At 52.9% G+C, this 20,119-nt stretch carries 15 protein-coding genes; 8 read left to right on the top strand and 7 right to left on the bottom strand.

Annotation, left to right across the window (positions count from 1 at the left end; all coding sequences use genetic code 11):
* Positions 1 to 41: 41 nt before the first annotated feature.
* Complete coding sequence (locus MRY86_RS13795) at positions 42 to 293, top strand: hypothetical protein (protein WP_293563236.1); 252 nt, start codon at positions 42 to 44, stop codon at positions 291 to 293.
* Here MRY86_RS13795 and MRY86_RS13790 read toward each other — a convergent pair.
* From MRY86_RS13790 to MRY86_RS13770, 5 genes are all read right to left on the bottom strand, one after another.
* The gene (locus tag MRY86_RS13790; RefSeq protein ID WP_293563235.1) at positions 290 to 1,960 is read right to left on the bottom strand and encodes a formate--tetrahydrofolate ligase; all 1,671 of its coding nucleotides are present in this window, start codon (positions 1,958 to 1,960) and stop codon (positions 290 to 292) included. The two genes, MRY86_RS13795 and MRY86_RS13790, sit on opposite strands and share 4 nt — an antisense overlap.
* A gap of 277 nt (positions 1,961 to 2,237) precedes the next feature.
* Complete coding sequence (locus MRY86_RS13785) at positions 2,238 to 3,083, bottom strand: mechanosensitive ion channel family protein (RefSeq protein ID WP_293563234.1); 846 nt, start codon at positions 3,081 to 3,083, stop codon at positions 2,238 to 2,240.
* On the bottom strand, positions 3,083 to 4,516 hold the full coding sequence (locus MRY86_RS13780) for a hypothetical protein (RefSeq protein WP_293563233.1): 1,434 nt from the start codon (positions 4,514 to 4,516) through the stop codon (positions 3,083 to 3,085). Before MRY86_RS13780 ends, MRY86_RS13785 begins: the two co-directional genes overlap by 1 nt.
* A gap of 68 nt (positions 4,517 to 4,584) precedes the next feature.
* A complete protein-coding gene (locus tag MRY86_RS13775; protein ID WP_293563232.1) occupies positions 4,585 to 5,208 on the bottom strand; it encodes an aminotransferase class IV in 624 nt (207 codons plus the stop codon).
* Positions 5,205 to 6,209 carry an aminodeoxychorismate synthase component I gene (locus tag MRY86_RS13770; RefSeq protein ID WP_293563231.1) on the bottom strand — a complete coding sequence of 335 codons (1,005 nt, stop codon included), beginning with the start codon at positions 6,207 to 6,209 and terminating at the stop codon, positions 5,205 to 5,207. Before MRY86_RS13770 ends, MRY86_RS13775 begins: the two co-directional genes overlap by 4 nt.
* Before the next feature lie 107 nt (positions 6,210 to 6,316).
* Between MRY86_RS13770 and pyrF the strand changes: the two genes are divergently transcribed.
* From pyrF to MRY86_RS13750, 4 genes are all read left to right on the top strand, one after another.
* Positions 6,317 to 7,129: an orotidine-5'-phosphate decarboxylase gene (gene pyrF / locus MRY86_RS13765; RefSeq protein WP_293563230.1), complete on the top strand. Its 813-nt coding sequence runs from the start codon at positions 6,317 to 6,319 to the stop codon at positions 7,127 to 7,129.
* Positions 7,130 to 7,132: 3 nt separating this feature from the next.
* Positions 7,133 to 8,470 carry a GntP family permease gene (locus MRY86_RS13760; protein ID WP_293571555.1) on the top strand — a complete coding sequence of 446 codons (1,338 nt, stop codon included), beginning with the start codon at positions 7,133 to 7,135 and terminating at the stop codon, positions 8,468 to 8,470.
* 138 nt (positions 8,471 to 8,608) lie between these two features.
* Positions 8,609 to 9,895 (top strand): hypothetical protein, encoded by a 1,287-nt coding sequence (locus MRY86_RS13755; RefSeq protein WP_293563228.1) that lies wholly within the window; start codon positions 8,609 to 8,611, stop codon positions 9,893 to 9,895.
* Positions 9,896 to 9,959: 64 nt separating this feature from the next.
* The gene (locus tag MRY86_RS13750) at positions 9,960 to 10,967 is read left to right on the top strand and encodes a succinylglutamate desuccinylase/aspartoacylase family protein (RefSeq protein ID WP_293563227.1); all 1,008 of its coding nucleotides are present in this window, start codon (positions 9,960 to 9,962) and stop codon (positions 10,965 to 10,967) included.
* Positions 10,968 to 11,003: 36 nt separating this feature from the next.
* Here the strand turns inward: MRY86_RS13750 and MRY86_RS13745 are convergent, their stop codons facing one another.
* Positions 11,004 to 12,266 (bottom strand): mandelate racemase/muconate lactonizing enzyme family protein, encoded by a 1,263-nt coding sequence (locus MRY86_RS13745; RefSeq protein ID WP_293563226.1) that lies wholly within the window; start codon positions 12,264 to 12,266, stop codon positions 11,004 to 11,006.
* A 58-nt stretch (positions 12,267 to 12,324) separates the two neighbouring features.
* The gene (locus MRY86_RS13740; RefSeq protein WP_293563225.1) at positions 12,325 to 13,743 is read right to left on the bottom strand and encodes an exonuclease domain-containing protein; all 1,419 of its coding nucleotides are present in this window, start codon (positions 13,741 to 13,743) and stop codon (positions 12,325 to 12,327) included.
* A gap of 32 nt (positions 13,744 to 13,775) precedes the next feature.
* On the opposite strand from MRY86_RS13740, the gene MRY86_RS13735 reads away from it, so the two are divergent.
* The 3 genes from MRY86_RS13735 to MRY86_RS13725 all read left to right on the top strand — a co-directional run bounded on the left by MRY86_RS13735 (position 13,776) and on the right by MRY86_RS13725 (position 20,094).
* Complete coding sequence (locus MRY86_RS13735; protein WP_293563224.1) at positions 13,776 to 14,999, top strand: DUF1343 domain-containing protein; 1,224 nt, start codon at positions 13,776 to 13,778, stop codon at positions 14,997 to 14,999.
* 515 nt (positions 15,000 to 15,514) lie between these two features.
* Positions 15,515 to 16,699, top strand: coding sequence for a hypothetical protein (locus tag MRY86_RS13730; RefSeq protein WP_293563223.1), 1,185 nt, complete (start codon positions 15,515 to 15,517; stop codon positions 16,697 to 16,699).
* Positions 16,700 to 17,028: 329 nt separating this feature from the next.
* Complete coding sequence (locus MRY86_RS13725; protein ID WP_293563222.1) at positions 17,029 to 20,094, top strand: zinc-dependent metalloprotease; 3,066 nt, start codon at positions 17,029 to 17,031, stop codon at positions 20,092 to 20,094.
* Positions 20,095 to 20,119: the final 25 nt, after the last annotated feature.

Below are 20,119 nucleotides of genomic sequence, written 5' to 3'. Positions count from 1 at the left end.
GGGTGTTATTGCCCTGTTCCTTGCGGGTCAACAAAGTGCTGATGTTTACAATATTCCTTCTTATTGCGGCTTATATCGTTTACCGGGCGGTCCGGCAAATCCTTAGGGTATATGAATGCCCGTCGGATGAGGTACTCACTGCCTTCTGGCGTGGAAAATTAAGACCGGGCAGCGAGCCCCATCGTCAGCTAATCACCCACCTGGGCACCTGCGAAAAGTGTCAGGAGCGGCTGCACCTGCTTCGGCAGGGGCTGCCGTTGGAAGACCACCTCATCGATAAGGGCCAGGACTAGAACAAGCCAGAAATCACGCCTTCGTCATCAATATCAATATTTAATGCAGCAGGGGCCGCAGGCAGGCCCGGCATGCGCATCATATTTCCGCTAAGAGGTACCAGAAAGCCTGCACCGGCAGCTATCTCAATGCCCCGGATGTGCAGGGTGAAGCCTTTCGGGCGGCCTGTTAGTTTGGGGTCGTCCGACAAAGATTTTTGTGTTTTGGCGATACAAACCGGCAAGCCTTCCAGCTCCAGTTTTCGGATTCGCCGTAAATCGCGCTCTGCTTCCCGGCTGTAGGCTACATCAGCAGCGCCGTAGATTTTTGTGGCAATGGCCTTTATTTTTTCCTTTACGGGCATACCCCACTCGTACATGGGCTTGAACTGGGTATTGCCGCTTTCGGCAAGTTCCACAACGGCTTCTGCCAATGCGCGGGTCCCTTCGCCTCCATGGGCCCAGCCATCTGAGCGGGCTACTTTTACGCCTTTCTGTGCGCAGGCAGCTTCGACAGCGGCAAGTTCTTCCTCGCTGTCGTAGACAAACCGGTTGATGGCTACCACAACTGGCAGGCCGAATTGCTGTAGGTTTTCCAGGTGCTTCTCCAGATTGGGCAAGCCCTTTTTAACCGCTTCCGGATTGGGGTGCTTCAGATCATCCAGGCTGATGCCTCCGTGGTACTTTAATGCCCGTATGGTTGCGACAAGCACTGCTGCTTTGGGCGATAACCCTGCGCTTTGGCATTTGATGTCCAGGAATTTCTCAGCGCCCAGGTCTGCTCCGAAGCCAGCTTCGGTGACCGCATAGTCCGCCAGGCTGAGCCCCATTCGGGTCGCCATAACGGAGTTGGTCCCCTGTGCGATATTAGCAAAAGGGCCACCGTGGAGGATTGCAGGTACGCCTTCCAGCGCCTGAACCAAATTGGGCTTGATGGCATCTTTGAGCAGCGCGGCCATCGCGCCCTGTGCGCCAAGATCACGGGCATAAACCGGCTTACGGTCATAGGTGAAGCCAACGAATATATTGCCGAGGCGCGTCTTTAAATCAGTTCGGTTCTCGCATAGGCACAGAATCGCCATGATTTCTGAAGCCGCAGTGATATCAAAGCCGGTCTCCCGGGGCAGCCCGTTGCCGGTGCCGCCCAGCCCAACGATAACTTGCCGGAGAGCCCGGTCGTTCATGTCCATTACCCGCTTCCAGAGGACGGTCCGGGGATCAATGCCCAAGTTATTTTGCTTACTCTGAATGTTGTTGTCGATGAGTGCGGCCAGTAGATTATGGGCCTTCTCAATAGCACTAAAGTCGCCGGTAAAGTGGAGATTGATGTCCTCCATGGGCAGGACTTGCGACTGCCCACCGCCGGCAGCACCTCCTTTGATGCCGAAAACCGGGCCCAGGGAGGGCTCCCGAAGCACCACCACCGTTTTCTTCCCGATCTTTTGCAGCCCCTGGCTCAATCCAATGGACACAGTCGTTTTGCCTTCACCAGCGGGTGTTGGGGAAATGGCCGTCACCAGGATAAGGTTGCTTTGCCTGGCTTTTTCTGCATCAATTAGGGAGAGGGGGAGTTTGGCTTTGTGGTGGCCATAGCGTTCCAGGCTGCCTTCGGGCACACCCAGTTTGGCGGCAATCGCTCCAATATCCTGAAGGGTTGCCTGCTGAGCAATTTCAATGTCTCTATTCATGTGTGGTTTTATCTGGTTTGGTATTGGTTAAGTCTTGCCTATTTCAAGGGTAGGCATAATCACCTTTAGTTCTGGCTAATTCAATGATTATTATCAGGCATTAGGCAAAAAACAGGTAATTGGTTAACTATTTGTAAGCTCTTTGCTAATTAACTGTGATCTTTTATTAAAAAAATTAAAAAAGTGAAACAAAAGCCGGCTTATCAAGTTAAATTTACCAGAGTTTTTTCATACTAATTTATTTGCTGAACCGCATTCTTGTCTGAATGCGGTTTTTTTATTTCCCGGAGTCTGGATTTTCCCGCATGCTTACGACCCGTTGCGGAAGCCCAAAGTCAATCCCAGAGGCCTTAAAGCGTATCACCAGGCGCTCCATGACATCGCACCCCATGGCGAAGGCACTTGCATTATCTTCTGCCCATAGGTAGGCACGCAGACGCAGCCCGCTTTCTCCCAAATCAATGACCCGGATTCTGACCATAGGCACGCCTTCCGCTTTTTCTTCCTGCGAGCGGTTGTCCAACAGATTGGGGTGTGCCATAGCTTCTTCGGTAAGTATGGACTTCGCCAACTCAAGATCGGTATCATAGCTTAGCGAAAGCTCCAGCCACTTGCAGATCGAGTCATCCCCAAAGTCGGAATTAATGATGACTTCCTCGCTGATCACCGAATTAGGGATAAGGATACGCCGGTTCTCAAAATCCCGGATCACCACGTGCCTCAGGCTAATGTCTTCCACTACGCCCTGCAGGCCCGACTGAAATTTGAGCCGGTCATTGACCCGGAAAGGCTTGAAAATGATGATGAAGACCCCGCTGATGATGTTGGCCAGGGCATGTTGGGAAGCAAAGCCAACGGCTACCGCCAAAATGCCTGCACCAGCCAGCAATGAATTGGCAATAGCACGCATATTGGGCATGGTATAGACCGCCCAGCTGAATCCTATAATGTAAATGAGCCCCGTGATAGCATGCCGCAGAAAAATATAATTGGTCGGATCATTTCTGATGATAATGGTCGACTTTTTCAGGAACCGCCGGAAAAGCCAGCTGAAAACAGCAGCGAGCACAATGGTGGCAGCGATGATCCCTAAAAACAGCGCATACGGTTTGAGTTGCTCCATTACGAAAGCATAATTTCATCCAGTAAGGCCTGATCGTCATCCAGTGACTTGAAGAGGCGGGTACGGAATTTATTTTTGGAATTAAACAGCTGTATCGCAATTTTATCAATCGCGATCATGGACAATACCGTTTGGATGTAGGCGTCCACCAGATCATCCAAGCCTATTCCAAGCTTGTTGAAATCTCTGCGGTCCATAAGTAGTAGCCGGTTGGTGTCGGAGCCCCAGCTGTTGGAGCCTTCTTTGATGGAAAGGTTAGTGCCGAGCATCGACCAGGAATCGGTGCCATCCTCTATGTGGTTGGCGAGCGGCTTGGCAGCACGGCGGGCGTAAATGGACAGCGGGCGTATCCCGTCAGCGGTGTAGCTGACCATCATGCGGATATCAGCCACATAGGCATTGCCTTTACTGCTGGGTACGGTGCCGATGTGGTAAAGCTTCCCCTTGCTGCTCGTGGAGCTCCAGTTATAGTTGCCGATGAGCGACTGTACGATGAAGCGGGAGTATTTGAAGTCCTGCTTCATGAAATCTTCCAGCTCCTGCTCATTTACAATGGTGTAGACCCCCTGTCCGGCGTTGCTATATGGGTTTTTGACCACAGCCTGCCCGCCCAGCTTAGCTACCCATATGGGCACTTCCTCCAGGCTGACATCCCATATGGTCTCGGGAGTGAGGATTTCCAGCCCGGCTTGTTCCAGTTCTGCATTGAAGAGGTCGTAGGCTTTGGAGGCCAGCATTTTATTGCGCCCGCCGGCCAGGCAAGCGACGATCGGGTTGAAAATCTGCGTTTTGCTCATTACCGGCAGCCGGTTCCAGGGGCTTTGGGTAAGGTAGCGGAAGGCCATTCTGATTTTATGCCATTCCCCATCGGTACCGAGCACGTACATGACCCCGTCTTTGAAGCGTACGGCCGGGTCTTCGTCAGTATTGTAATAAGTCACGGTATGTACGGGCTCCTGGAAAACATCAGCCATAGCCTTGGCATAGCCAATTGCCTCCATAGGATTCTTATCATAAACCACTGCCAGCTCACCTGAAGGGCCCCGGCGGGACTTGGTCAGGGGTTTGAAGGTCCGTTCCATCAACAAGCGGTAGCCGCCCTGCTCCTGATTGTCGTCGAGCAGCGGCATAGACTTTTGGCCGGAGGGGCAGGAGTTGTTCTCAATGACCACCATTTGGCGTTTGCCTTTTTCGCTCGTCACGTGCATGAGGTCAGCACCCGCCCAGACGAAATATCGGGGTTTGTATTTGAGTAGGCTGCGCAGCGTATCCGGGCTCACCATAGGGTGGAGGTGGCAGTACCGTTTAATGATGCGTTCCTGGCTCAGGTTGAGAAAAAAAGAGATCATGGGATGGATGGTAGCGTTCAGGGCCTTAGCGTACCAGTGGTCTTCCGGTTCGAATTGTCCGGGTTGGAATAGTTGGGACTTCATGCGTTGTACTTTTCCGTTTTTGCGGGTAAGGTATGGTTTTCAAAATGGGATAAACAAGCTACCCGGCGTTATTTTTTTGTAAACGGGCTGCTTTGCCTAATGTTGGTTGGGTGCACTGCAATTACCGGCCCTTCCTCCAGGTCCATCATGGCATTGAACAGTGCGAGCTTTTCGAACTTGTATAGGTCCGTAACGAAAATATCCGCCATGGAGATGCGGTTCTGCTCCAGCAACTGTGCCCGCCTTGTGCCTTGGAGCATTGGTTGTTTCGGCGTCAGCCAGCGGATGCCATCCCAGAGGGCAATATTGGCGTAGGAGGTATCGGTGAGCAAGCCATGCTTAACGAACAGGACATCATCAGTAGCGCCACGTTCTGCAAAAGCAGCATTGATCAGGCTCCGGTCTTCGTACTTGCAGGCGTAGTCGATGTGGTCAGCCTTGGTTAAGGTTAGCCGTTGCACGGGGCGTATAGAATAGGGTGTAAATTCGACTTCTTCGATGTTTTCCCGATAGCGCACCCGGCACTTGTAGCGCCCTTTTCGGTGCGATTTAGGAATTAGAATGTGCTGTAGTTCAGGAAAGGTCGTCCAGCCAAGGGCATGTGCGCTGCGCCGGACGCGCTCCTGGTGAAATGCTAGCCCCTTCAGTCGCCCATCCTGACAACAAATGGTTTCGAGCAGGCAGGGTTTCATAACAACGGCGCAGTTGCATTGGCAAAAGGCAAATAGGCTTTTTGAAGCAGTTCCTCGTACTCAGCTTGCATCCGGCTGCGGGCGGTAATCCCTCCGCCACTTTTGAAGACCAGCCCATCGGGGGTGGCTTCTACAAAACGGATCATCACACCGCTGTCTACCGTTTGCCCATCGTAAATGCCGCATACACCGGTGTAATACCCACGGTCCTGCCCTTCCGCAGACCGGATGATTTCCACCGTCTTCTGCTTTGGTGCCCCGCTGATGGAGCCGGCCGGCAGTAGTTTGAAAAACAGGTCGCCCAGATGCTGATGGAAATCGACCGGCAGCTGCCCTTCAATCTCGGTGCTGGTCTGCAACAGGCTCCCGGTATGGGTGGTAATAGCCTCTACGTAGCGGTAGCGCTTAACCCGTACTTTTTTTGCCACCATGCTCAAGTCGTTGCGGATGAGATCGACGATCGTGGCATGTTCCGCCCGCTCTTTTTCATTGCTTAGCAATTGTTGTTCGGCACCAGGCAGTGTAGCGTCAATCGTGCCCTTCATAGGAAAGGAAGCGATGCGCCCGCCCTGGCTGATGCGCACAAAAGGCTCCGGAGAGAAGCAGGTAAACTGCCCCTTCATCCAAATCCGGTAACGCGCCCGGCTGAGCAGGAAGATATCGTGCAGGCTCAGGTTGGTGTCAATGGCTGTGGGGAATGCCAGGTTTAGCAAATAGGTATTGCCGTCGTGCAAAGCTTGCTGCACCTGTTCGAATGCGGCGGCATACCTTGCAATCGATACCGGATGGCGTTCGAAGTAAAAGTCTGTAGCAGAAGGCTTTCCCTGATCATTCCGGTGATGGTGAATGGCAAACTGCAACTGCGCCGGGTCTATGGCATCAAGGGGCAGCACAATGGGCCGTTGCATTTCAAAGTCGATCAGAAAAAGAAAAGGCCGGCGGTCTTTACCCAAGTCATTCATACTTTGCTGAGCGGTCAGCCGGTCGGTAGTTATGGTCATAATTCGGATTGGGTTCCTTTACTTAGACGGTTGTGCCAGCCATAGTAACACGACAGGGCAGATAGAGTTGAAATGTACACTTTTTCCTATTTTCGCTCCAAAAGAATATGACCCGAGCGGAACTCAGTGCCCAAATCCGGCAAAAGCAATCCTACCTGTGCGTTGGCCTCGATGCTGACATCGACCGCCTGCCCCGCCACTTGCTGGACAAAGATGACCCAGTTTTTGAATTCAACAAAGCCATTATTGACGCGACCCAAGATTTGTGCGTAGCCTACAAGCCCAACCTGGCTTTTTACGAGGCATTGGGCAGTAATGGGTGGGAAAGCCTCCGCAAGACCCTGGAATACATCCCTGATGAGCACTTCACGATTGCCGATGCCAAGCGGGGCGATATTGGCAATACCTCCCGCCTTTATGCACAGGCATTTTTCGGGGAGATGGGCTTTGATGCGGTTACGGTAGCCCCTTACATGGGCGTGGATTCTGTAAAACCGTTTCTGGAGTTTGAAGGCAAATGGGTGATCCTTTTAGCGCTGACCTCCAATAAGGGGAGTCAGGATTTCCAATTCGATAAGCAGGAAAACGGCCAGCCTCTGTATGAGAAGGTCATGCGAAAGGCGCAGGAATGGGGTACGCCCGGCAATCTGATGTACGTCGTTGGGGCCACCCACCCGGAGAAGTTTAAGGAAATCCGGGAAATTGCTCCGGACCACTTTCTGCTTGTGCCCGGTGTCGGTGCACAGGGCGGCGATCTTGAAGCCCTGACCCGCCACGGTGCCAATGCGGATGTGGGGCTGCTGGTCAATTCTTCCCGGGGCATCATTTTCGCCGGGGAAGGGGAGGACTTTGCAGAAAAAGCAAGGAGTGCCGCTCAAGCCCTGCAAACATCTATGGCTGCATTGCTTCAAAACCTATAGTTTATGCTCACCGGAATCCCGTTGCTGCTGGCGATTATTGCAGCCATTGTACTGATTATTGTGCTGTCTGCCCGGTTGGGCGTGCATCCCCTGCTTAGCCTTTTGAGCGCTACTTTGTTTCTGGGGCTGGCGGCCGGTATGCCACTCTCTGGCCTAATTACGGCTATTAACGAAGGCTTTGGTGGACTGATGGGCTACATCGGGCTTATCGTGGTGTTCGGGAGTATCATCGGGTATATTCTGGAGAAATCGGGGGCTGCCCACCGGCTGGCGATTGCGCTGCTCAGTAGCGTAGGGAAGGGTCGCCCTGCTCTGACGATGTCAGCTATTGGAGCGATAACCAGCATCCCGGTATTTTGTGACAGCGGGTTCATCATCCTTTCCGGGCTGAATGACGCGGTCGCCCGGCAGTCGGGCGTTAAAAAAGGCGTGCTGGCGCTTTCCCTCTCTGCGGGGCTCTATACCACCCACACCCTAGTGCCCCCTACTCCGGGCCCAATCGCCGCCGCCGGTAACCTCGGCGCTGCGGATTATCTCGGCACGATTATGCTGCTTGGACTGCTGGTGGCCCTGCCTACGATGCTGGTCGCGGTATTCCTGGCTAAGCGGCTGGGGCAGCGGCTGGAACTGCCGGAGCTGGTAAAGGAAGCCCCTGAGACAGATACTTTGCCTTCCCTGGGGCGCTCCGTTTTGCCCATACTGCTCCCGATTTTGCTCATCGCAGCGGGTTCCGTCCTCAAACTGCTGGGGTACGATGGTCCAGGCACGTCCGTACTGCTGTTTCTCAGCCACCCGCTCATCGCCCTCATGCTGGGCACGGTGGCAGCCCTGTGGCTAATGCCCAAATGGGATAGCGCCCATCTCAGCGGCTGGATAGGAGAGGGCATCAAACTGGCAGGCCCTATTCTCATTATTACGGGTGCGGGCGGTGCTTTTGGGGGCGTTCTGAAAGCCACACCGGTAGCGGAGCTGGTGGAAGGCAGCCTGGGCAGTGGCGGTTATGCCGGAGCAGGTGTGCTGGTGGTTGCTTTTTTGATTGCGGCGTTTTTGAAAACGGCGCAGGGCTCCTCCACCAATGCGCTGGTGATTACCTCCTCTCTGCTGGCACCGGTCGCCTTACAACTCGGGATGGAGAGCCCGGTGGAACTGTCGCTGCTGGTGCTGTCGATCGGCGGTGGCGCAATGACGGTCTCTCATGCCAACGACAGTTACTTTTGGGTGGTCACGCAGTTTAGCGGCATGGAAATGCGGGAGGCGTACCGGAGTTTTACGCTGGTGACGGCGGCTCAGGGGGCGACGGTTTTGGTGGGGGTGTTGGTGTTGTATTGGGTTTTGGGATGAGGGGGGGCACGCAAAGTGCGCAAAGGAGGGTACGCAAAGGAGCGCAAAGTGAGGCTCGGAGATGTCTAACCGATAAATATGATTGTCACAACCTCAGCGCCCCAAAAGCGTGTATTTTTGTTTAAAAATATTTGACCTATGCGGTACCTATGGCTTAGCTTACTGACCCCTATTTTTTATATCCAGGCGATTGCACAGCCTTACGTGGAAGGCGGGCAGACCCGTCACCGCTTTGCGCAGTTGCTGGTCGGGGCGGACGCGGTATTCTTTCCGGCATCAGGGCAGACTTTCGCGCTGGATGGAGACGGCAGCTTGTCGGATTTTACGCCCAATGCAGCCCTTGTCCCGCGCATCAATATCGCGGGGACACACTTTTGGGGGCACGCTAATTTTTACATTTCCATACCCGTTGCGAATGTGCTGGACAACAGTGTGCCATTTGGTGGGGATTATACCTTTAATCCCGGCGTTGAAACCGGGCTGCGGGTGTACCCCTGGCGTATTGAGGAAAAGAAATTCCGGCCTTTCGTTGGTACTGCCTTCGCGGTCAGCGACTGGCAGCAGAACACCAATTTGGGCTCGGGAGCATTCGCGCATCAAACGCGTTTTCCACTACAGCTGGGGCTGACCTATCAGCGGAAGCATTTGCTGTTTGAATTGGGAGCCGGGCAGTTTTTGAATAGCCAAACGGACTACTACGTTAATCTAAATGATGCCGTTGATATTGAACTCCCCTCCACTTACTTCTGGCTGGGCTGCAACTGGCAGATTGAGACCACCCTCAGCGCAGAGCCCAATTGGGAAATCGGGAAAACGGCGGCTGCGGTGGAGCGCCTGGCGGAAAAGCGTGCCCTGAGTGGCTGGTCGGTCGCTGTAGGCCCCTCATCTGCCTTTGTAGTAGGCAATTCTCCCCGCAATGAAAAGTTGTACCCGGCCATAGGCGATCACAGCGGTGCGGCGATCTTTCCGGAATTCGGGTTGGGCTACTACCACTATCCCTGGGATGCCCACCTGAACCTGGCTTTCCGGGCGAACCGGTCGGAGCGTTCGGCTTACGGCTCCGCTCAGGTCCTGCAACGCCGGGCCTTAACACTCGAAGCCTATAAATTCCTCTTCGATTACCACGGCTTTGTGCCGTTTATTGGGCCCCACCTCAGCCGTGAGTGGCTCAGTTTGGAGGAAACGGTGCAGCGGTCTACGCCTTATGAGGGCAGCGAAGTACAATGGGTGCCGGGCGTGACCTTCGGCTGGGATATCCGCCCCAATCAGCTGCAGGGCTTTATCCTGCGCACCAATTTGCGGTATACGCCAACTCAAAATATAGGACCTGAGGGCGGAGTCTCCTTCCGGCAGCTGGAGTTCAACTTCATTCAGCTGGTGCTTTATCCCGGCCGGATAAAGCGGATGCAGCGGGCATTGCGATGATTGGAAATAACGGGTCTTTCGTATATTGTACCGTTGGTTGTCAGGAATAAAAAACAACAGGGCAATGGAAGGACAGCATTCCTATCGAATCAAAGAGCTAAATATTGAAAGCTTCCCAAAAGGGCAGATTAGCGAAGCGTGGTTGCACATCATTAACAATGGGATTGGTGAGCCGGTCCGGATACCCATCATTATTGCCAAGGGCAAGGAAGACGGTCCGGTACTTGGGCTGAATGCCGCCCTGCACGGCAATGAGCTGAACGGCATCCCGGTCATCCAAAAGCTCATCAACGACTTAAATCTGGATGAACTCAGGGGGACAATTGTGGGCGTACTCGTCGCAAATGTCCCCGGGCTGTTGCTGGAGCAAAGGGCTTTCAACGATGGTGTCGACCTCAACCGGATCAGCCCGGGCAAGCGCGATGGTACCCAAAGCGAGCTGTATGTCTACCGGCTTTTTGAAAGGATCGTCAAGAAATTTGACTACCTGATCGATTTGCATACCGCAAGTTTCGGGCGTGTGAACACCTACTACATCCGCGCTGATATGTCTGATAAAATGAGCTCAAGGATGGCAAGGCTGCAGAATCCCGAGATCATTCTCAACCATACTCCAATCGGCATAACGTTAAGGGGGCGGGCCGCGATCCATGGCATAAAGACCATCACCATAGAGTTGCGAGATCCTCATTTATTTCAACGGGATGTGATCAACGACAGCCTTACAGGCGTCAGAAACATACTCTACGACCTGAAGATGCTGCCCGGTGAAATCCTTTGCCCTGCTGATGACATCACCCTATGCGAGTCTTCCTACTGGCTGTACACCGATGAAGGAGGGATCCTTAATGTCTTCCCGCAGCTCGGGCAGCAATTAAAGAAGGGCGATAAAATTGCCGCCGTCAAAACCATTTTTGGAAAAACCGTCAAGGAATACTTTTGCCCTGAAGATGGGGTTGTCATTGGGAAGAGCGTCAATCCCATCAACCAATCCGGCAGCAGGATTTTGCATTTAGGTATTAATACGAAGAAGATACCTTGCATTACTGCGCAGGAGTTGGATCATCAGTAATGAAAGTTACTAAATATCGCTGGATATGGTCATAAATCACAGCGCTTTCACCCGCTCTGCCTTATCCAGGAATGCCGGGTCAAAAGTGATGCCGAGCCCTGGCGCATCCGGCACACTGATCCTGCCTTCACTGGGCTGCAGGCTCACGCTGCTCTCTATCGGGATGCCATCTTCGTTCCCTTTAAATTCCTGGTAGGGGCCAATATTGGGTACGAATGACGCAAAGTGCATCATGTAGAGGAAGCCGAGCCCGTCACCGGAGATGTGTGGCGTACAGGGCTTGCCCACAATTTTGGCCATTTTGGCAACTTTAGCGGATCGGACTAAGCCACCGAAAAAGAGCAGGTCTGGCTGGACGACCTGCAGGGCATCTTCGGTAAGGAACCACATGAAACGGCGCATGCTAGCCTCTTCTTCTCCACCCGCTACCGGCACGTTCAGGGCATCGGCTACGGCTTTGGTTTCGTCGTAGTAGTCAAAGGGGCAGGGCTCCTCAAAAAAATCGGTGCCGTGCGCTTCCAGTAGGCGCCCAATTTCAATAGCCGTGGGCACATCGAAGCTTCCATTGGCATCAGTATAGATGGTGGCATCACTGCCCAGGGTTTTCCGCACCAGCGGAATGAGCGCTTTGTCGCGGGCCATGCTTTCATCGGTGTAATGCATGCGGGCACCCAGGCGATACTTCACGGCTTTGGCACCGGAGGCTTCCACGAGCCCCAGCAAGTGCTCCATTTCTGCTTCCGGGGCATTGCCCCGTCGGCCACTTGCGTAATAAATATCGACTTCATACCGCACCCGGCCTCCCAGCAGCGTGCTGATGGGCACGCCCCCGGCTTTCCCCAGCATGTCCAGTACCGCAATCTCAACATAAGCCACAGCGACCCAAAGTGCGAGCCCCTGCCATTTGTAGTTGAGCTTTTTGAGGTATAAATCGTCCAGCAGTTCATCCCATTTGCGGGCATCTTTGCCTTTGAGAATGGGCGCCACCATTTCGTAAATGATCGGGTAAAGCCGCTCGGCATATTTAGGCTTCATTGCAGCGATGCCTTCCACTCCGCTCTTGGAACGGGCACGCAGGAAGAAGTGCTCCCCATTGCGGTACACACCAATATCGCTGATGGGTACCGGATTGGGAATGTGCTGATGCTGAACGATAGGTTCCCGCTCAATAGCCTGGAATTGCTCAAGTAGATCATTGCGGTCCGGGGCAATGTGGGGGGCTTGCTGAAATCCAAAGGAGCCACCAAGCAGGGCGGAAGCGCCAATGGCTTTTTTTAGAAAAGATCGTCTGGGCTGCATTGCTGCGGTATTGGATTGATTCGTCAATAGGAATATCAACAAATGCAGGCGTAACCCTCTACCACTCCACTGCTTCCGTCTGCACAGGGATGCGCTTCAGGTGTGGCTTTTTGTTCAGGTAGCGCTGTATGAGGCGCGTGGTTTCCGGATTGCCGGCGTAGGGTGTAATGGCATCCCGGAGGTTATCCATGCTGCCATTCAGCCCTTCCTCATCGAGGTACCCAAAGCCTTGGTAATTGCCATTTTCAACCAGAATGACTGCCAATTCTCCAGGCTCCCTGCCTTCATCCAGCAGGAAAAAGTCTTCTTCGAATACCGTGGAAAGCACTTCTCTGGCTGCCATGGCCCGCTCATTGTAATCTTCCACTGATTCCTGTTCGGCACAGGCACCGTGGCACTGCTTGATGTGGTAGTGAAAGCAGGGCCCGCTGTTGCCGGGCTGTAGTTTGCAAAGCCGGGCACACAGCTCAAAGGCTTCCCGGACGCGGTTGAGGTGGTTGCGGGCGTGGGCAAATTTGGGATACTCCGAAATGACCTGCAGGGTTTTCCGGCGGGCAGCATTTGCCTGCGTGGCCTCATAGCAAATGTATCCGGCCTCATCCATAAAGGTATGCACCAGATAAGGGAAGCGCCGCACCCGCTGTGCCCGGTTGATGGGCGGGTGGAGGCGTTTGATCTCGTGGCTTTCCAGCAAAAGGGCCACCAGCTCGCTGCCGGTAATTTCGTAGGAAATATCGTGCACATGCCGTTGCAGCTTCCCCGCTTTCTCTGTTTTGTCGGCGAAGTGCTCGGCAATGCGTTTTTTGATGTTGATGCTCTTGCCTACGTAAACCACTTCTCCCTGAGCGTTGTGCAGGTAGTACACTCCGCATTCCTCAGGCAGGGCATGCATCTTTTCCATATCGAAGGACTTGGGCAGCAGGGATTCTTTGATGCCCAGGTTGACCATGTCCACGACTTGCTTTTGATTGTCTTCTTCTGCCAGGATGCGGCGCAGCAGCTCGGCTGTGGCGAGGGCGTCATCCAGTGCGCGGTGGCGGGCATCGGCTTTCCAGCCCATCCATTTGATGAGGTTGCCCAGGCTGTAGGATGGCAGCCCCGGGAAAGCTTTGCGGCTCAGGCGGACCGTGCACAGGTTCCTCCGGGAATAGGTGTAGCCGAGCCGTTTGAACTCCTCCCTCAGGAAGCTGTAGTCAAAGCGCACATTATGGGCTACGAAAATGGCACCTTCCGTCATTTCCACTATCTTTCGGGCTACTTCGTAGAATTTGGGCGCGTCTTGCACCATTTCCTGCGTAATGCCCGTTAGTTGTGTGATGCCGTAGGGGACGTAGCACTCGGGGTTGACCAAAGAACTGTAGGTGTCGAGGACTTGCTGCCCATCGTGAAGGACAATGCCCACTTCAATGATCTTGTGGCGGGAAGCCCGGCCTCCGGTAGTCTCCAGGTCGACAATCGCGTAACGCTTGGGTTGCATAGTTTAATCTCCGTCAGTAAAAACAATATGTTGTGAAGTTAAAAATTTTGTTTGCAATACTGGGCTTTTTGCCACTAAATTGTGCAAAAAGTGTGTCAGAAAAGGCGGTTCAGCCGGTTGATATACCATCGGCTGTGGACATCGATAGCACGCTCGTTCTCGGCGCAGCGCGTATGGATGCCTATTTGCCGGACTTGCAGAAAGCCAAAGGCGTGGGGCTGGTCGTCAACCCCACCTCGATGGTGGGCAGCACGCATCTGGTGGATACGCTCCTGGCTCAGGGCGTCAACGTCCGACAAATTTTCGCACCGGAACATGGCTTCCGGGGCACGGCTGATGCCGGAGAGACGGTGACGGATGGCAAAGACAAACAAACCGGGCTGCCCATCATTTCCCTCTACGGCGACAATAAAAAGCCGAAACCTTCCCAGCTGCAAGGCCTGGATGTCGTGGTATTCGATATTCAGGATGTGGGGGTGCGCTTTTACACCTACATTTCCACCCTGCATTACGTCATGGAGGCCTGTGCGGAACAAGGCATCAAAGTCCTCGTCCTCGACCGCCCCAACCCAAACGGGCATTACGTGGACGGCCCAATCCTTGACCCGGATTTCAAGTCCTTTGTAGGCATGCACCGGGTGCCGGTTGTACACGGCCTGACGGTTGCGGAATATGCCAAAATGGTCAATGGCGAAGGCTGGCTAAAAGGTGGCATCAAATGTGAACTGGAAGTGGTGCCCTGCCTGAACTACACCCATTCCACACCCTACGAATTGCCGGTAAAGCCCAGCCCGAACCTGCCCAACAACCGCTCCATTTACCTTTATCCGTCGCTCTGTTTTTTTGAAGGCACGGTGGTCAGCGTAGGGCGGGGGACGAACACCCAATTCCAGGTCTATGGCCATCCCGACGCCACCATTGGCGATTACTACTTCACGCCGGAGCCCATGCCGGGCGCCAAATACCCCAAACTGGAAGGCAAGCGCTGCCGCGGCTTTTCTCTGGCCACCACTGCACCTGAGCACATTCGACAGCAAGGCTACCTGAACCTCGACTACCTCGTTGATTTCTATCAAGCCCACCCGGATAAGGCGAACTTCTTTTTGGAGACCCTCTTTATCGACAAGCTGGCGGGCACAGATGCCTTGCGCAAAGCCATTATCGCCGGTCAATCGGCGGAGGAAATCCGGGCCTCCTGGGCAGAAGGGCTGACGGCTTACCGGGAGATGCGGGAGGGGTATTTGCTGTATCCCTGACTTCGCAGCGTGTTAGGGTGCGCATTCCCTTCGCGCCCTAACTTTGCAGCTTGTTGTTAGGGTGCGCATTCCCTTCGCGCTCTCACTTCAGCTCGGTGCTCCTGTCGTATCCCGGTTTTACCGGGATCCGGCAGGTTTCCATGGCAGAAGCTGGAGCAGAGCGCTTGGCAATTTCCGGGTTTAAGCTCTACCCCAGCAGTAAAGCCCTCCTATTGTGTCCCGGTTTTACCTGTATCCGGCAGGTTCTACCTGGGAAAGCTGAGGCAGAGCGCTTGGGAAGGACCAGGCTCAAGCTCTACCCCAGCAGCTCAGTGTTCCTGTCGTAGAGCTTACCTCGCGGTTACTTTACCGGTATCCGGCAGATTTCCTGGCAAAACCGTGTAACCGGCAAACGGATAGCTATTCATGCCTTTCAGTTTTCTGCTCCCGAAGTGTTAAAAATTAGGAGCTTCTGTTTTTTTTTGCATCTTATATGGTACATTGTTTAAGCTATGAAAAAACCTCTCTTGCCAACTATGTCCATCAAAATTTTGAGTGTGATTTCTTTTTTCCTCCGTGTAGGTGTTTGCCTGGTAGCGCATGCTCTAATGATTCAGCATATATCCGCTCAAAACCTGGTACCGAATCCGTCCTTTGAGCTTGTAATTGATGATCCGGAATTCAGGCCAACAGGGGTCAATAGTTCTGTAGACTGGTTCAAATTGCTGTTTACGACAGAGTTTTTTCATCGGTCTTATGCCGCTGTTGCCAGTGTGCCGGCTAATCAACGTGGATTTCAGGACCCTTATATGGGAGATGGATATGCAGGTATGATTGTTTATCCTTTGGATGTCCGGGAGTTTCTTGCAGTGCAGTTGACAGCGCCATTGGAGCCGGGAGAGGTTTATACCCTAACCTTTCAGGTTAGTCTCTTGGAGCGGTCAAAGTTTCGGACTGATGATTTTGGGGCTATGCTGTTGCACAACCGACCTGAACAGGACAGCTTGAGCAAGTACCATTATTCGGTAAAAAACCTTGAAGGCCGCGTTCTTTCGGATACTTCCGGATGGATGGAAATCCGGGGGCAGTACCTGGCTGAGGGTGGTGAAGAATACTTGCTTATTGGCAATCTATACGATCAGGCACGTACCACTTTTGAGGAAACAGGGGTTGGGAATGCTTTGCCCTGGGCTTACTATTATGTAGATCAGGTCGTGTTGGAACAATGCGGAGAAACAGGCAGCTCTGTCACCCAATTGCCTCCAAAAGATACTGTGATTTGCGATAGTGGCAGTGCAATGCTCGAAGGGTTGCCTGATGCAGATGGTTATTACTGGGTTGGGGAAGGTACCGAACCTGTGCTGCAAACCCGGAGGCCAGGAAGGTATACGCTCAATCATTACTATGGATGTGATATCCTCCAGCAGTCTTTTACCGTTGAAACCGATGGGTGTTTCTGTGATATAACCTTTCCTTCTCCCAGCCGGCTGCCTGCCGAATTAGGTCCTTTACCTTCCCGAAATGTGGAAAGTTACACCCTTGAACTCTTCAATGCCGCCGGGCAGAAAGTCTGGTCAGGCGATCAGGAAAGCCTGAGCCAGACAAAGCTTTCTTTGGCTGCGGGCATTTATTTCTGGCGCGCAAGGCTTGACTGCTTCAGGGAGTTGGATCAACTGCCGTTTCAGCGTACCACGAGCGGGCGCATATTATTTGTGGATTAGGGCTAGGGGTGAGGAGGTTTGCAGGGCTATAAGGCTATTGTGCTGATCTAAATTTTTGACGGAGCATCTATCCGGTCTTGGTTTTCCCTTTGCGAGGAGGCTGTGAGGTTTAGCTTCCTTTCGCCTTCCAGCTAAAACGGGCGAGCTCCCAACATTGTTTTTCTCCACCCAATTCTGTATCTTACCACCCATTCACTAACCGCTAAAAACGGACCTCATGTTTACACACACACACACACACACACACACACACATTCCATCCGCCGAAGCCAACAGGCGAAGGAGGACACACATTCTGCGCACGACATTCTGTTAAGTTTCTTTTTTTCATGCTCATGATAACAGGCTTGTACACCGCAACCGGGCAAGACTACGTCACTTATGGTTTGTATGGGAAGTATGATGAAGACCCCAAGAGCTATTTCCTGCGCGTTCAGTTTAATTTTATAGATGCAGATGCACCTAATGAAGATGCTGCATGGTGGACAGTAGAGGGGTATGACCTGGCGGACGAAGCTCAAAAAGGGCTGGATAACCTCAATCAGGCTTTTAACCCGCATGGAATATTTTTCCTGGCAGACGAGCCAACGACGGATTGTGCTACGCCAGCTACCTATCGTACTTATTTTGATTTGCAAAACCCACAGGGGTTAAGTGTTTTGGAGCTGATCAGGGGGGAATATCAAACGGAAAACGAGGTTAAACGGGCTTTAAATATTTACGTAAGCAGCGATCAAGGCCCAACGGGGGGCTGGGCATTTCAGGTGCCTAGCAATCATGTGGCGCTCAATGGCAACGAAGATGGTGAGTTAGCCACCAACACCACGACAGCGGTGCACGAAGTGGGCCATGCACTAGGCCTACTTCACACCTTCGCCGGTGAGGATAATGGTGAATGCAATGAAGGGGTTGTCCCTGCACCAGCAGGAAACTGCCTGGATGAACAAGATTTTTGCTATTGCTGTGGCGATTACGTTTGTGATACGGACTATGATCTGAATGAGGATTTTGAGCTTGACCCTACAGATTGCACTGGTGCCGAATCTATACCACCGAGTGTACGCCGCAATTACATGAACTACATATCTCCGGATAAATGCCGAAATGCGTTTACGGAACAGCAAGGGTTAAGGATGAAAATGTATTTGCGGGAGCTGAAGGATTACTATTCGGATGACGTATTGGAAAAAATCCAACTACAGGAAGCCGCCTACCCCGGCACGGCCCCTTCCGGTGTAACAGGTAATCTTACAGTAGAATCAGAGGTGCTTGAAATACTGTCGCCCCTGCAAATGCTGCCTGGCGCAACCATTACCGTGAAAACTGGTGCAGCCCTCCACATTAAAAGCACCCTGACGAGTGCCTGCGATGAGATGTGGCAGGGAATAAAAGTAGAGTCAGGAGGTATCGTCAAAGTTTTTGGGCAGGGCGTTATTGAACATGCCGTATGCGGGATAGATGTAGTCGGGAATAGCTCTGAGGTGAGTATTCTAGGGGGTACTCTTATGAATAATACGATAGGCTTGCGCGTAGATGCGGATGATGCGATTGAGACGAGCAATCAGGTCTTTTTTGCCAACTTTGAGCTCAATGACCAGTATAAAGGTGCTTCTGATGAACGGCCCTATTTCATGGTCTTGCGCGGCAACCGGGGCACCCGGATCAGGTACACCACTTTTGCAGATGAGCGGACAGCTGATTGTTCTGCCCCAAGTGGGGCCTGCCCAAAACGTGCCATTGGTATTGATGCCCGGGAAGCTGGGTTTTTGTGCCGGGCGAACACTACTTTTTCTAAACTATATCAAGGTATCCGGGTATCCAACCTGAGCATACAGCAGGGCAGCTTTGCAGTCAGTAATTGCACGTTTTCCAAAAATACAAAGGGCATAGTTTCTAGGTTTTGCAGTAGTTTCGAAATTCAGGACAATCTTTTTGAGATGGATTCGGACGAACATCCCACCTATTTTAATGCTGAACTGCCCATTGATAAATCCTGCATCGAAATTTTTGGGGCAGCGCAGGGCTTTACCGTTTCGGGCAATACCTTTGTCCTTTTTGGAGAAGAACTGAGCAAGGACTGCCGCTACTACGGTACCATCTGTACGGTTACCGGACATGGGCTGGACAATGAAATCATCAATAATGACTACGTTTCGATGGAGGTTGGAAACGCCGCCCGGTTTAATAATGGCAACGAAGAAAACGGTCTGGTTTACCTCTGCAACGACTTTCTGGCAGAGCCGCCGGGCTTTGCCCCGGGCCCTGAGAACTGTGTGGACATACTGATTGAGCCCGGAGGGACGATTAGAAAGGAGCAGCATGGTCGTAACCAAGTTGGAGATGTTACACCTGCTGGCAATATTTTCGCCTCCTCCATCAGTAATCAAAGCGGGGTGGGGCAGAATAATTCGTATGAAGTTATTTATTATTTCAAACCCGGAGCGCCATCTCAGAATCCAGGCCCTTCACCTGGAGTTACGCTATCTATTCCAGAAGTACAAGAGGTTTACTGCGGCCCTGCCCCCTGCTCCCCGCCCTGCCCGCAAGACCCCATCATAATCAAAGCTCGTTTTGAAGGCGCTGGGTTCCGGCGGGATAGCCTTCTGGAAGTAGCTTCCGGGCTGTCAGGAGCTCAAAAAGAGGAAGCGGAGCGGCAAAGCCGGTTATTTGAGCAGGAGCGCCGGCGGGCTGCCGGGCAAATCCTTCGATATTATGCCTTGGATACGGTAGCGGTAGAAGCAGACTCTATCCGGCAGTGGCTGGAAAACACCCGGACCTTTGGCAGCCTGTACCTGCTGGCCAGGGAGGAATTCTTTTTCGGAGACATGCCGTTTTTCCAGGTGCTTTGGGCGCGCATCCCACAATTGGTAGCCCTGACCCCTTATCAGTCAGGAACTTATAGCAGCCTTTCTGCACTCTTTTCGGCTCTGTTCCCTTATGTGTCCGAAGGGGGTGACCTGTCCAATATGCCAAAACCTTTGGTCGAAGCGTTGTATAATTTTACCACGCACTGCAACGAAGCGGGCTTTCTCGCTGTGGAACTCTTGCGGCGCAATGGGGTAGAAGCAGCGGTACAGTGCAACAGCCAAAGCCCGGCAATGGCTCAAAAAAATAGCGGAGGTCCCCAGGCAGAGGAGCTGCGCCACAGGCAGGACCGCATGAATGCTGCATTTTTCCCCAACCCCACGCAGGGCACCCTACAGGTCGTCCTTCCGGAAGGGGCTGATCAGGCCTCCCTGATACTTTACAACCTACAGGGGCAACCTGCCTTCAAGTCCCTGCTTACCGGGCAGCGTACCACCCTGCAATTGCCAGTGCCAGCGGGCATCTACTGGGCACGCCTGCAAATAGTCGGGCAGCAGCCGGTGCATCACAAAATCATTGTATCACGCTAAACAAGCCTGCCATGAAGTTAGTGAC

The organism is Phaeodactylibacter sp. (assembly GCF_022763345.1).
Classification (GTDB): domain Bacteria; phylum Bacteroidota; class Bacteroidia; order Chitinophagales; family Saprospiraceae; genus Phaeodactylibacter.
The sequence above is the reverse complement of the archived record's forward strand: the minus strand, read 5'-3'. Positions and strand labels throughout refer to the sequence as shown.

What these genes read in the sequence shown, in the direction of transcription:
- MRY86_RS13770 (WP_293563231.1), bottom strand. Translation starts at nt 6,209, where the DNA reads ATGACCATAACTACCGACCGGCTGACCGCTCAGCAAAGTATGAATGAC.
- MRY86_RS13780 (WP_293563233.1), bottom strand. Translation starts at nt 4,516, where the DNA reads ATGAAGTCCCAACTATTCCAACCCGGACAATTCGAACCGGAAGACCAC.
- MRY86_RS13750 (WP_293563227.1), top strand. Translation starts at nt 9,960, where the DNA reads ATGGAAGGACAGCATTCCTATCGAATCAAAGAGCTAAATATTGAAAGC.
- MRY86_RS13795 (WP_293563236.1), top strand. Translation starts at nt 42, where the DNA reads ATGTTTACAATATTCCTTCTTATTGCGGCTTATATCGTTTACCGGGCG.
- MRY86_RS13745 (WP_293563226.1), bottom strand. Translation starts at nt 12,266, where the DNA reads ATGCAGCCCAGACGATCTTTTCTAAAAAAAGCCATTGGCGCTTCCGCC.
- MRY86_RS13785 (WP_293563234.1), bottom strand. Translation starts at nt 3,083, where the DNA reads ATGGAGCAACTCAAACCGTATGCGCTGTTTTTAGGGATCATCGCTGCC.
- MRY86_RS13725 (WP_293563222.1), top strand. Translation starts at nt 17,029, where the DNA reads ATGCTCATGATAACAGGCTTGTACACCGCAACCGGGCAAGACTACGTC.
- MRY86_RS13790 (WP_293563235.1), bottom strand. Translation starts at nt 1,960, where the DNA reads ATGAATAGAGACATTGAAATTGCTCAGCAGGCAACCCTTCAGGATATT.
- MRY86_RS13740 (WP_293563225.1), bottom strand. Translation starts at nt 13,743, where the DNA reads ATGCAACCCAAGCGTTACGCGATTGTCGACCTGGAGACTACCGGAGGC.
- MRY86_RS13775 (WP_293563232.1), bottom strand. Translation starts at nt 5,208, where the DNA reads ATGAAACCCTGCCTGCTCGAAACCATTTGTTGTCAGGATGGGCGACTG.
- MRY86_RS13760 (WP_293571555.1), top strand. Translation starts at nt 7,133, where the DNA reads ATGCTCACCGGAATCCCGTTGCTGCTGGCGATTATTGCAGCCATTGTA.
- MRY86_RS13730 (WP_293563223.1), top strand. Translation starts at nt 15,515, where the DNA reads ATGTCCATCAAAATTTTGAGTGTGATTTCTTTTTTCCTCCGTGTAGGT.
- pyrF (WP_293563230.1), top strand. Translation starts at nt 6,317, where the DNA reads ATGACCCGAGCGGAACTCAGTGCCCAAATCCGGCAAAAGCAATCCTAC.
- MRY86_RS13755 (WP_293563228.1), top strand. Translation starts at nt 8,609, where the DNA reads ATGCGGTACCTATGGCTTAGCTTACTGACCCCTATTTTTTATATCCAG.